The 12,076-nt window shown below is 51.3% G+C and carries 15 protein-coding genes; 11 read left to right on the top strand and 4 right to left on the bottom strand.

The window, feature by feature from the left end:
* Positions 1-99: 99 nt before the first annotated feature.
* From HMPREF2726_RS07425 to HMPREF2726_RS07390, 8 genes are all read left to right on the top strand, one after another.
* Positions 100-576, top strand: a complete 477-nt coding sequence (locus tag HMPREF2726_RS07425) for a DUF1877 family protein (protein ID WP_070602849.1) — start codon at positions 100-102, stop codon at positions 574-576.
* A gap of 96 nt (positions 577-672) precedes the next feature.
* Positions 673-1,047 (top strand): hypothetical protein, encoded by a 375-nt coding sequence (locus HMPREF2726_RS07420; protein ID WP_246827876.1) that lies wholly within the window; start codon positions 673-675, stop codon positions 1,045-1,047.
* Positions 1,044-1,373 carry an NADH dehydrogenase gene (locus tag HMPREF2726_RS07415; protein ID WP_070602845.1) on the top strand — a complete coding sequence of 110 codons (330 nt, stop codon included), beginning with the start codon at positions 1,044-1,046 and terminating at the stop codon, positions 1,371-1,373. Before HMPREF2726_RS07420 ends, HMPREF2726_RS07415 begins: the two co-directional genes overlap by 4 nt.
* A 78-nt stretch (positions 1,374-1,451) precedes the next feature.
* Complete coding sequence (locus tag HMPREF2726_RS07410; protein WP_039410156.1) at positions 1,452-1,742, top strand: helix-hairpin-helix domain-containing protein; 291 nt, start codon at positions 1,452-1,454, stop codon at positions 1,740-1,742.
* A gap of 75 nt (positions 1,743-1,817) precedes the next feature.
* The gene (locus HMPREF2726_RS07405; RefSeq protein ID WP_070602843.1) at positions 1,818-3,200 is read left to right on the top strand and encodes an efflux transporter outer membrane subunit; all 1,383 of its coding nucleotides are present in this window, start codon (positions 1,818-1,820) and stop codon (positions 3,198-3,200) included.
* 461 nt (positions 3,201-3,661) lie between these two features.
* Positions 3,662-4,267 carry a glutathione S-transferase N-terminal domain-containing protein gene (locus HMPREF2726_RS07400; RefSeq protein WP_003762636.1) on the top strand — a complete coding sequence of 202 codons (606 nt, stop codon included), beginning with the start codon at positions 3,662-3,664 and terminating at the stop codon, positions 4,265-4,267.
* Positions 4,268-4,285: 18 nt separating this feature from the next.
* Positions 4,286-4,696 (top strand): ClpXP protease specificity-enhancing factor, encoded by a 411-nt coding sequence (locus HMPREF2726_RS07395; protein ID WP_003758080.1) that lies wholly within the window; start codon positions 4,286-4,288, stop codon positions 4,694-4,696.
* A gap of 204 nt (positions 4,697-4,900) precedes the next feature.
* Positions 4,901-5,617, top strand: coding sequence for a YwqG family protein (locus tag HMPREF2726_RS07390; RefSeq protein ID WP_009312337.1), 717 nt, complete (start codon positions 4,901-4,903; stop codon positions 5,615-5,617).
* Positions 5,618-5,709: 92 nt separating this feature from the next.
* Here the strand turns inward: HMPREF2726_RS07390 and yidC are convergent, their stop codons facing one another.
* From yidC to rpmH, 4 genes are all read right to left on the bottom strand, one after another.
* The gene (yidC, locus tag HMPREF2726_RS07385; RefSeq protein WP_070602842.1) at positions 5,710-7,353 is read right to left on the bottom strand and encodes a membrane protein insertase YidC; all 1,644 of its coding nucleotides are present in this window, start codon (positions 7,351-7,353) and stop codon (positions 5,710-5,712) included.
* Positions 7,354-7,465: 112 nt separating this feature from the next.
* The gene (yidD, locus tag HMPREF2726_RS07380; protein ID WP_003758087.1) at positions 7,466-7,687 is read right to left on the bottom strand and encodes a membrane protein insertion efficiency factor YidD; all 222 of its coding nucleotides are present in this window, start codon (positions 7,685-7,687) and stop codon (positions 7,466-7,468) included.
* A complete protein-coding gene (rnpA, locus tag HMPREF2726_RS07375) occupies positions 7,687-8,025 on the bottom strand; it encodes a ribonuclease P protein component (protein ID WP_003758090.1) in 339 nt (112 codons plus the stop codon). The genes yidD and rnpA overlap by 1 nt, the downstream gene beginning before the upstream one ends.
* A gap of 2 nt (positions 8,026-8,027) precedes the next feature.
* Positions 8,028-8,162, bottom strand: coding sequence for a 50S ribosomal protein L34 (rpmH, locus tag HMPREF2726_RS07370; RefSeq protein WP_002214728.1), 135 nt, complete (start codon positions 8,160-8,162; stop codon positions 8,028-8,030).
* A gap of 425 nt (positions 8,163-8,587) precedes the next feature.
* On the opposite strand from rpmH, the gene dnaA reads away from it, so the two are divergent.
* The 3 genes from dnaA to HMPREF2726_RS07355 all read left to right on the top strand — a co-directional run bounded on the left by dnaA (position 8,588) and on the right by HMPREF2726_RS07355 (position 11,936).
* Positions 8,588-10,138, top strand: coding sequence for a chromosomal replication initiator protein DnaA (gene dnaA / locus HMPREF2726_RS07365; protein WP_009312334.1), 1,551 nt, complete (start codon positions 8,588-8,590; stop codon positions 10,136-10,138).
* Positions 10,139-10,286: 148 nt separating this feature from the next.
* Positions 10,287-11,390: a DNA polymerase III subunit beta gene (gene dnaN / locus HMPREF2726_RS07360; protein WP_003758101.1), complete on the top strand. Its 1,104-nt coding sequence runs from the start codon at positions 10,287-10,289 to the stop codon at positions 11,388-11,390.
* 60 nt (positions 11,391-11,450) lie between these two features.
* Positions 11,451-11,936 (top strand): disulfide bond formation protein B, encoded by a 486-nt coding sequence (locus HMPREF2726_RS07355; RefSeq protein WP_009312333.1) that lies wholly within the window; start codon positions 11,451-11,453, stop codon positions 11,934-11,936.
* The last annotated feature ends 140 nt before the right edge of the window (positions 11,937-12,076 follow it).

Below are 12,076 nucleotides of genomic sequence, written 5' to 3'. Positions count from 1 at the left end.
TAAGGCGAGGCAACGCCGTACTGGTTTAAAGTTAGTCCCCTATATTTCAGACGACCCCTCCCGAAACAGGCATCTCAAGCCTTCAATACAAGGAAACCTATGGACGTTTACGCAACATACACAGCCCATCCGCAAAGCGGCATCGAACAAATCAAAGCCTCCGCCGGCACGCCAGCCGCCGTAGCCGAATGCAGCGCAGGCAAACTTTGGGACGCGCTGCATTTCGTCCTGACCGGCAAAGGCTCGGACGATGCCGACGCGGCAAACCCGTTGAGCAAAGCCATGATCGGCAACATCCTGCGGCAGGACGAAGAAGCAGGCGAACACATCGGCTGGATTGGCGATACCGAAACCGCCGAAGTGGCTAAAGCCCTGAGTCAAGCCGATTTCGCCGCGCTGCTCGACGGCAAAACCGCAGCAGATTTTCAAAACAACCAAATCTACCCCGATATTTGGGGCGATGAAAAAGCCTTTGCCGAAACCCGCGCGGAATTGGCGCAGCGGTTTCAAGAACTTGCCGCGTTCTATCAAGCCGCCGCCGAACAGCATTGCGGCGTCGTGGTCAGGATTTCATGATTTCAGACGACCTTTTTGAATGGAAAAAGGTCGTCTGAAAAACGGATTCAACGGCGAAAGGTACATGAATAATGGATTTAATTGAATTTTATTGAAATGAGTAATACGAATTACGTTTGTTTTTCCTGCCGCACCGCCGTGCGCCGTCCGAAACGCTATTTCCGCCCCCAAGACAGCAGTTCGCCCCGTTGTTCGCAGTGTTCCAAGCCATGTGTGGAGCTGTCGGATAGAATTCTGCTTCCGTCGAAACATAAAACCAAAGAATGGCAGAAGTTGCAGCAGGATTTGTGGCGGCAACAGTTACAAATATTGGAGATACAGCAACGCTCCAGAGTCAGGTATAAGCATGAACTCGAACACGAAGCCGATCGGTTGGAGCGTAAACTGCAAGAGCCGATGCATCCGCAAACTGCCAAACAATTAAAACGTCTTCTGAAAAATTGTTTGAAGAACTTAGAACAAGTCAAATGACCGAGCAAGAACTGGTGCGCCGTTTCCATCAGGCTGTAACCGATATTTCCGCCCTTGCAGAAGCCATTGGCGAACTGCATTGGAAAAGGGCTTTTTTCGACAAGGCGGCACGGACGCTTGAAAATGAATCCATGCCTTTTGAAGAACGGTTGCGGCTTGCTTGCGAACAAAGCCACGTTTTCGGCGGCATGGGTTCTTGGAATGACACCCCGCCGTTTTCCGCCCACGAACACGGCTTGTCTGATGAGTTTGAAAAGACCACTTCGGCTTTGTATGAAATACGTTCGACGGCAATGGCGCATTTAAGGCGGAAGAGCGCGAAGTAGCGTGGGTTTCGCCCGCAAAAACAAGTTCATACATCCGCTTTCAGGTTTTCAGACGACCTCCAAACCAAAGGGTAAAACATGAGTCCCGACAAAGTGCGACGAAGCAAGCTGAACACGCTGACCGACCTGCCCAATGTCGGCAAAGCCGTGGCGGAGGATTTGGCTTTGCTCGGCATCACGCAGCCGCAGGATTTGGCGGGGCAGGACGCTTACGAAATGTACGACCGCCTGTGCAGCCTGACCGCAACCCGACACGATCCCTGCATGATCGATATTTTTCTGTCGCTGGTTGATTTTATGCAGGGAAACGAACCGAAGCCGTGGTGGCATTTTACGGAACAGCGAAAAGCGTTTTTAGCCGATAAATAAACGCAGCCGATGAGATTGTTCAGACGACCTCGCTACCTTTCAGGTCGTCTGAAACCTTAAACCGAAAGACACAACATGCAGACAAAACCTTTTTTTCAGACGGCCTTATCCCTGTCGCTCGCCCTTGCCTTAAGCGCGTGCGCCGTCCACAGCACCGACAAAAACCTCACGCTCGAATCGACAGGGCAGGTGATGAGCGCGGCGGAGGCCGCCGAACGCTACGACGTGAACGGCAACTGGTGGGAAATCTACCAAAGCCCGCAGCTCAACGCCCTGATGGCGCAGGCTTTGGAAAACAATATCGATTTGAAACAGGCGGCCATCAGCGTCAATAAAGCCCTGTATCAGGCGAATATTTTGGGGGCGGATTTGGTGCCGTCGTTCAGCGGTTCGTTGAGTGCGTCCACATCCAAAAACCTGAAAACCGGCAGCCACGGCAACACCTTCAGCAGCCAGCTCGGCTTGAGCTACGAACTGGATTTGTGGCGCAAACTCAGTGCCACCGCCGACGCGCAAGTCTGGGAATACCAAGCCACGCGGCAGGATATGGCAAACACGCGCCTGACTTTGATCAACAATGTCGCCGACGCCTATTTCAACATCGCCTATCTCAACGAAGCCATTGAATTGGCGCAAAAATCCCTCAAACAATATCAGGAAATCAACCGCATTGCCGATGCCAAGTTCCGCTACGGCAGAGCCGATTCCAGCCAGCCGACGCAGGCGAAACAATCGCTCTTGAGCGCGCAAAACAACCTGATTTCCCTGAAAAACAGTCTCGACACGCAAAAACAGGTTTTACGCAACCTGCTCAACCTCAAGCCGAACGAAGCCATCGCCGCCGACCCCGCACAATACCGCCTGCTGCCCGTCAAAGGCGTGAACCTCGACGTACCGATTACCGTGTTGGCGAACCGCCCCGACCTGCGCGCCGCCGAATACCGCCTGCAATCCTCGCTCCAATCCGTCAAAGCGCAAAAACGCAGTTGGTATCCCTCGATTACATTGGGCGCGAGCTTGAGCACGTCGTCTGAAAAAGCCAAAAGCGCGTTCAATATCCCGCTGCTGGGTGGCTCCGCCACCATCAACCTGCCGTTCCTCAACTGGCAGACCATGAAGTGGAAAGATAAAACCGCCCAAGCCAATTTCGACAGCGCCAAACTCGACTTTGAAAAAGCCCTGACCACCGCGCTGAACGAAGTCAACACCAACTACCTCGCCTACCAAAACGCCCAAGCCGCGCTTAACAACCAAGAGCAGCGTTACGCCTTGGACAAGAAAAACAGCCGCTACTACCAAGTGCGCTACCAACACGGCAAAAACGAGCTGAAATACTGGCTGGAAGCGTTGAGTACGGAATACGGCTCCGCCCAAAACGTGCTGAATCAGCGGTACGAAACGCTGAAATACGAAAACATGGTGTATAAAGCGATGGCAGGCCGTTATACGCCGAAGTAGGGCGGTCGGCTCAAGAGGTCGTCTGAAAACTGAAAAAAACGGTTTTCAGACGACCTTTTTGGCGGCTTGTCGGAAACAAATCGGAGACTATAGTGGATTAACTTTAAATCAGGACAAGGCGACGCAGTACAGATAGTACGGCAAGGCGAGGCAACGCCGTACTGGTTTAAAGTTAATCCACTATAAAGCCGCCGATTTTTTCGTTTGTGCAGTAAAGACGTCGGTAATGTCCCGCTGCGGTTTAAATTTGCTGTAAAAATCGAAACGTATCGGAAAAGCAAAGAATTTGAGTTTGGATATCGTTTTTTAGAAATTTGAATTCTATTGAAAATAGCTTGATAAACAAGAGGATATGTGCTTTTTGTGGAATTGTTGGATGCAATCGCGTATAATTTTGCGATTGTTTTATTCTGCAATTTCAGGCAGTGGATTGTCTGGGATGCTTATAGGAGCCCAATACCATGATGATATTATATTCAGGCATTACATGCCCGTTCAGCCAACGCTGTCGCTTCGTCCTGTACGAAAAAGGCATGGATTTTGAAATCAAAGACGTTGATATTTTCAATAAGCCCGAAGATCTTGCCGTAATGAATCCGTATAACCAAGTCCCCGTTTTGGTTGAACGTGATTTGATCCTCTATGAATCCAATATCATTAATGAATACATAGACGAACGTTTCCCCCATCCGCAACTGATGCCCGGCGACCCCGTCATGCGCGGCCGCGGACGATTGGTTTTGTTCCGCATGGAGAAAGAGTTGTTCAGCTTGGTGCATGTATTGGAAAACCCGAATTCCACCAATAAAGAAATGGCGAAAGCGCGCGAAGCCATCGGCAACGGTCTGACCATGCTCGCGCCTGCGTTCACCAAAAACAAATACATTCTCGGCGATGATTTCTCAATGATTGACGTGGCGTTGTCCCCATTGCTGTGGCGCCTCGACCATTACGACATCAAACTCGGCAAATCCGCCGCACCATTGCTGAAATACGCTGAACGTATCTTCCAACGCGAAGCCTTTATCGAAGCCATGACCCCTGCTGAGAAGGCCATGCGCCGTTAAAGGCCGAAAGGATTCATCATGACGACATCTACCAAGCCTTATCTGATTCGCGCTTTGTACGAATGGTGTACGGACAACAATCAAACGCCGCACATTGTCGCATGGGTAAACGAACATACCCGCGTCCCCATGCAGTATGTTCGCGAAAACGAGATTGTCCTCAATATCGGACCGACTGCCAGCCATAATCTGAACATCGACAATGATTGGATCAGCTTTTCGGCCCGCTTTGGCGGCGTAGCGCACGATATTTGGATTCCGGTCGGACACGTTGTCAGCCTGTTTGCCCGAGAAAGCGGCGAAGGCATGGGATTTGAAGTCGAGCCTTATGAACCTTCCGATAAAGAACAACCGGAACAGGAAACTGAAAATAAACAAGAAACCGATGCGCCGGCAAAATCCGGCAAGGTGTTGAAGTTTGTGAAATAGGTTGGAAATGTAAAAGGTCGTCTGAAATTAAGTTTTCAGACGACCTTTTTGTGTTCATCGGGAAGGAGGAGGAGTATTTCAAAAGTGTGCTCTAGTTTAGTAAGTTTAAACTTTCAGACGACCTCTCGGAGATTTCAGGTAAACATTGATTTAATCCGATATAATTTATTCCATTCAACACTTTTTATCCGATAGGAGAACCTCATGTACCGTCCTGCCGTCTGCTTCACATTGGGAGAAGCTGCTGCTACCACGGCCTATCAAAGCAAAATAGGCGGTACGCCCTACCTGCCAAAAAATGCCGAATATCCGTATCACGCCGAGAAAAAGCATCCGTTGACTCTGGTGGCACAAATCAACTTTTCCGAAGTGCCGCCGTTGCCCGGTTTCCCCGAGCGTGGCATCTTGCAAGTTTTTGTTGATGGGCTGGATTACGGCTTAGGTAACGACTTTGAAAATCTGTCGGAACAAGCCGGATGGCGCATTATGTACTATCCCGAATTATTGCCCGAGAGCGAATTGCAAACCGATTTTTCCGCTTATCAGGCAACCGATTCAGAATGTCTGCCGTTTTCTGGGGAGTTTCCGCTGATTTTCCAAGCGGCAAGCGAAGAGGAGGAAGATGCAGATTTCAATAAATCTCAAGGGCATAAAATCGGCGGTTCTCCGATTTTTCTTCAGGGCGACCCGTTTCTTGAGTGTGATGAAGACGCTGATTTTGACGATCCCGCTACCATCACTTGTTCTGATTGGCGCAAATACATCCTGCTGTTGCAATTAGACACTGATATCAATGAAAAAGACCGCTATACTGGAAAACTGATGTGGGGCGACTCCGGTGTGGCGAATTTCTTCATTACGCCCGAAGATTTGGCTAAACGCGATTTCAGCCGTGTGGCATTTGTGTTTGATTGTTGTTAAATGCCCGATCAGCCATCTTTTATAATGCTCCCAAACAAAAAGGTCGTCTGAAATTAAGTTTTCAGACGACCTTTTTGTGTGTCAAACCGCTGTTAGGAAACAACTTCGCCTTGGGTGCGTTGTTTGTCGATGCTGCGGTTGATGTGCCATTGTTGGGCGATGGTCAGGAGGTTGTTGACTACCCAGTACAATACCAGACCGGCAGGGAAGAAGAAGAACATGGCTGAGAAAATCAGCGGCATGACTTTCATCATTTTTGCCTGCATCGGGTCGGTCGGCGGCGGGTTGAGGAATGTTTGGGCAAACATGGTTACCGCCATAATTACGGGCAGAATGTAGTAAGGGTCGGAACGGCTAAGGTCGGTAATCCAGCCCAGCCAAGGTGCCTGACGCAATTCTACGGAGGCAAACAACGCCCAGTACAAGCCGATGAAGACGGGGATTTGCAACAGCATAGGCAGACAGCCGCCCAGCGGGTTGATTTTTTCGTCTTTGTAAAGCTGCATCATGGCTTGCTGTTGCGCCATACGGTCGTCGCCGTATTTTTCTTTGATGGCTTGCAGTTTGGGCGCGGCGGCGCGCATTTTTGCCATCGAGCGGTAGGATGCGTTGGTCAGCGGGTAGAGTACGGCTTTGACGATAATGGTCAAAACGATGATTGCCCAGCCCCAGTTGCCGATAATGTTGTGCAGTTGGTTCAGGAGCCAGAAGAGGGGGGAGGCGAACCAGTGTACTTTGCCGTAGTCTTTTGCCAGTTGCAGGTTGTCGGCGATATTGGCGATGACGGATGTGGTCTGCGGGCCGGCGTAGAGGTTGATGGAGGCTTCGGATTTCGCGCCGTTTTGGATGGCGGCAAGGGGAACGCTGACGCTGGTGCTGTACAGGTTGTCGTTGCGGCGTTTGATGTCGATACGGCAGTCGCCGGCGGCGCAAACGCTTTGTCCGCCTTTGGGCTGGAGGATCCAAGTGGACATGAAGTGGTGTTCAATCATACCGAGCCAGCCGGTTTGGGTTTTGCGGGCGTATTCGGCTTCGTTTTTGCCTGATTTGGCATCGTCGTCCAAGTCGGAGAAGCTGACTTTTTGGAATTTGCCTTCAGGGGTGTAAACGACGGGGCCGAGGTAGGAATGGGTAAAGTAGCCTTGACCTTCAGGTTCGCTGCGGTCGCGCACGATGCGGTAGTCCGCGCTCAGGTTGGCAGGCTTGCCGCTGGTGTTGGTGATGTCGAAACGGACGTTGACGAGGTAGCTGTCTTTGGTAAAGGTATAGACTTTGTCGATTTTCAGTCCGTTTGTTTCCGGCGCGCTCAGGCGGACTTCGATTTTGTCGCCGTTGAGGCTGTATTGTTTTTGCGCTGCGGTAAAGTTGACGCCTTTCAGGATGTTGTTGCCTTGTGCGTCTAAAAGCTCGGACTGGGCAACGTAGGTGTATTCTTTGCTGTCGTTAAACAGGGTGAAGGGTTTGTTTTCGTCGCCATTTGCTTTGTATTTGAGCAGGGTCATTTGACGCAGGTCGCCGCTTTTTTCGTCGATGACGGCTTTGACCGTGTCGGTTGTTACGGTAATCGGCGTTGCGGGGGCGAGTGCGGCTTCAGCGGCAGCGGTTGCGGCGGTTTGCTGCTGTTGCTGCGCGGCTTGTTGTGCCGGATTGGGTTTGGGGCTGGGGAAGAAATGTTCCCAGCCGGCATAGATTGCCAGCGAAATGGCAAAAAATGCTATAAATCTTTTAAAATCCATAAGAGATTCCTGGAATTGACGGGTATGTAATGGAGATGAAAACTGCTTCAGACGGCATTATATAGAAACCGACGGGAAATTAAAGGAAATCAAGTTATCCGAATGATTCGGATTACGGGACGGGGTCGTGTCCGTGTCCGCCGAAAGGGTGGCAGCGGGCGATGCGTTTGAGGGCGAGCCAGCCGCCTTTGAATGCGCCGTATTTTTTGACTGCCTCGACAGCGTATTGCGAACAGGTCGGGGTATAGCGGCAGCGCGGCGGTATCAGCGGGCTGACGGCGTATTGGTAAAAACGGATCAGCGCGAGGATGAATTTGGACAACAGGGTATTCATCAGCGTTTGCGCATGAGTTGCGCCAATTGGTTTCGGGCTTCGGCGGCATTTTGCCGGTTGAATGCCAGGCGGACGCGTACGACGAAATCATGTGGCGGCAGGCTGTTTTTGTTCAGCCTGAACCAATCGCGGATGACGCGCTTCATGTAGTTGCGTTCATGCGCGCGTTTCGCTGTTTTTTTGCTGACGACCAAGCCGAGCCGCGGATGGTTCAATCCGTTGTCGGCAGATTGGGAAACTTGCAGCAAATCGCGGCTGCGTCGGTTTTTGAACGCAAAAACGGATGAAAAATCATCCGTTTTTAATAAGCGGTACTGCTTTCCGAAGCGGTAGTCCAAAATTACACTGCCAAGCGTTTGCGGCCTTTGGCGCGACGGGCTGCCAATACTGCGCGACCGCCGCGGGTTTTGGAGCGGACCAGGAAGCCGTGGGTACGTTTGCGTTTGGTAACGGAAGGTTGATAAGTGCGTTTCATGATGTTTCCTAAAAAATCGGTAGATAAATAAACCGTGAATTACACTCTAATTTTCTGCTTTTGTCAATCTCGGTTAAGTAAATGGTTATGGCGCGCGGGGTGGTTTGGTTTGCGGATTCGCGTGGCGCTTTGTGGATAAAATTTCCGGCGGGTTGTGGATAAAGTTTGGCGGAGTGGGTATAATCGGCACTTCCTGTCCCTTTGTCGGGCGATAGGTCGTCTGAAAATGTTGATATGGATTTATCGTGATGATTTTCCGAAAATAATTTCATTGTATTTTCAGACGGCGTCCGGTTTGGCGGATAGGGTTTGTGCGGTATTTGCGACACTTTTTCCGTCGGGCTGAAACCGCATTTCCAAAGGCTGCAATTTCCGACGGTTTCTCTCCGTTTCTTTCCAACGATTTCCACGACTCGAGCTTATTCATGACGCTAGCAGAATTTTGGCCGCAGTGCCTCCGCCGACTTCACGATATTTTGCCTGCCGGGCAGTTCGCGCAATGGATTGCGCCCTTGACCGTGGGCGAGGAAAACGGCGTGTGGGTGGTTTACGGTAAAAACCAGTTTGCCTGCAATATGCTCAAAAGCCAGTTTGCCGCCAAAATCGAAGTGGTGCGTGCGGAATTGGCTCCGCAGCAGGCAGCGTTTGCGTTTAAAGCTGGCGTGGGGCAGCATTATGAGATGGCGGAAAATGCGGGGGCGGTTGCGCCTGAACACGCTGCGTTGACCGAAGAAATGCCGAAAGCGGACGCGCAAGAATCTTTTTCGGACGGGACGTCGTCTGAAAACTCAGACAAACCCTCCGTTGTGAAAACGGCGGCGGACATTTTGGCGCAGCGCATGAAAAACCTGCCGCACGAAAACAAGCAGCCTGCCGCTGCGCCCGCAGAATCCAAAGCCGTTGCCAAAGCCAAAACGGAAGCGCAACGCGATGCGGAAGAAGCGCGTTACGAACAGACCAATCTGTCGCGCGACTACACATTCGATACTTTGGTAGAAGGTAAGGGCAACCGCCTTGCCGCCGCCGCCGCCCAAGCCATTGCAGAGAACCCGGGGCAGGGCTACAACCCGTTTTTCCTGTACGGCAGCACGGGTTTGGGTAAAACCCACTTGGTGCAGGCCATCGGCAACGAACTGCTGAAAAACCGTCCCGACGCCAAAGTGCGCTATATGCACTCAGACGACTATATCCGCAGCTTTATGAAGGCGGTGCGCAACAATACTTATGATGTGTTCAAGCAGCAATACAAACAATACGACCTGCTGATTATCGACGACATCCAGTTCATCAAAGGCAAAGACCGCACGATGGAAGAATTCTTCTATCTGTACAACCATTTCCATAACGAGAAAAAACAGCTCATCCTCACTTGCGACGTATTGCCTGCCAAAATCGAAGGTATGGACGACCGCCTCAAATCGCGTTTCTCATGGGGTTTGACTTTGGAACTTGAGCCGCCCGAGCTGGAAATGCGCGTGGCGATTTTGCAGAAAAAGGCAGAAGCGGCAGGCATCAGTATTGAAGACGAAGCCGCATTGTTTGTTGCCAATCTGATTCGTTCCAACGTGCGCGAACTGGAAGGCGCATTCAACCGTGTCAGCGCCAGCAGCCGCTTCATGAATCGTCCTGTTATCGACATGGATTTGGCGCGTACGGCTTTGCAGGACATCATTGCCGAAAAACACAAAATCATTACCGCCGACACCATTATCGACGCGACTGCTAAATATTACCGTATTAAAATCAGCGATATACTCGGCAAAAAGCGCACGCGCAATATTGCCCGTCCGCGTCAGGTTGCCATGAGCCTGACCAAAGAGCTGACCACCCTCAGCCTGCCGTCCATCGGCGACGCTTTCGGTGGACGCGACCACACGACCGTCATGCACGGCGTGAAAGCCGTAGCAAAACTGCGCGAAGAAGATCCCGAGTTGGCGCAAGATTACGAAAAACTCCTGATTCTGATTCAAAACTGAGTCAGAACCGGCTTTCAGACGACCCCTCTCTTAAAAGGTCGTCTGAAAACACAAATACACTTTGATTTTAACGGCGGCGAATCAACCATCTCGTCCGCCGAACCCGATTCAAAAACACCCGAAATAACCGATTCAAAAGGAATTGACCATGCTGATTTTACAAGCCGACCGCGACAGTCTGCTCAAGCCGCTGCAAGCCGTTACCGGTATCGTCGAACGCCGCCATACCCTGCCCATCCTCTCCAACGTCCTGCTCGAAAGCAAAGACGGTCAAACCAAACTCCTGGCGACCGACTTGGAAATCCAAATCAACACAGCCGGCCCCGAAAGTCAGGCGGGCGACTTCCGCATCACCACCAACGCCAAAAAATTCCAAGACATCCTGCGCGCCTTGCCCGACAGCGCCATCGTTTCGCTCGACTGGGCGGACAACCGTCTGACCCTGCGTGCAGGCAAATCACGCTTCGCCCTGCAAACCCTGCCTGCCGAAGACTTCCCGCTGATGAGCGTCGGCGAAGACATCAGCGCAGCGTTTTCCCTGTCGCAGGAGACTTTCAAAACCATGCTTTCACAAGTCCAATACAGCATGGCAGTACAAGACATCCGCTACTACCTCAACGGCTTGCTGATGCAGGTTGAAGGCAACCAACTGCGCCTCGTCGCCACCGACGGCCACCGCCTTGCCTACGCCGCCAGCCAAATCGAAGCCGAGTTGCCCAAAACCGAAGTCATCCTGCCGCGCAAAACCGTTTTGGAACTCTTCAAACTGCTGAACAACCCGTCCGAACCCATCAGCGTCGAGCTGCTCAACAACCAAGTACGCTTCCAATGCAACGGTACGACCATCGTCAGCAAAGTCATCGACGGCAAATTCCCCGATTTCAACCGCGTCATCCCGCTAGACAACGACAAAATTTTCCTCGTTTCACGCACCCAACTTTTGGGCGCGCTTGAACGTGCCGCCATCCTTGCCAACGAAAAATTCCGCGGCGCGCGCCTGTTCCTGCAACCCGGCCTCTTGAGCGTCGTGTGCAGCAACAACGAGCAGGAAGAAGCCCGCGAAGAACTCGAAATCGCCTACCAAGGCGGCGAACTCGAAGTCGGCTTCAACATCGGCTATCTGATGGATGTATTGCGCAACATCCATTCCGACGATATGCAGCTCGCCTTCGGCGATGCCAACCGCTCGACCTTGTTTACCGTACCGAACAACCCGAACTTCAAATACATCGTTATGCCGATGCGCATTTGATACAGCGGTTGTTTTGAAATGAATAAAAAGGTCGTCTGAATAATTGGAAAGTTTAAGGTTATGAATTTTTTTAGAAAAACCATCTTTTTTCTGGTTGTCTTATCGATCTTGGCTGCCTGCGGTTCGTTCGTCTCACAATATGTTTTAGGAATGGACCCTTGCGTTTTATGTATTTTGCAGCGCTTGTCGGTTTTGGCGGTCGGATTGGTGGCTTTGACGGCAGCCTTTTTCCGTCAGGCTTCTAAGATTGGCAGACTGTTCAGCGCCTTGTTGGTCAGTGTGCCTGCGGTTTATGGCGCGGGTGTTGCGGCCTATCAATTGTGGCTGCAAAGCCTGCCGCCGGGCAGTGCGCCGTCCTGCGGTGCGCCGTGGACTTTCCGTTTGAAGGATTGGCCGCTGTTTGACTGGTTTGAACCAATTGTGCGCGGCTTTGGCGATTGTGCCGTACCGGACTATCTGCTGGGTATTGCACTGCCGTACTGGAGCATCGCCTATTTTGGCTTTGTGATTGTATTGGTGTGGTTTGCCTGGTTCAAAACCAAATAGCCGCAAAGATGAAAAGGTCGTCTGAAAACCGAAAATATGGTTTTCAGACGACCTTTGTTGTATTTGGTAACTATATGTTCCCGTTGTATAATCGCGGGTTTTCAATTCAATAATATAGTGGATTAACTTTAAACCAGTAC

Origin of the sequence: Neisseria sp. HMSC074B07, from assembly GCF_001810355.1 — a bacterium.
In the GTDB taxonomy this organism is placed as follows: domain Bacteria; phylum Pseudomonadota; class Gammaproteobacteria; order Burkholderiales; family Neisseriaceae; genus Neisseria.
The sequence above is the reverse complement of the archived record's forward strand: the minus strand, read 5'-3'. Positions and strand labels throughout refer to the sequence as shown.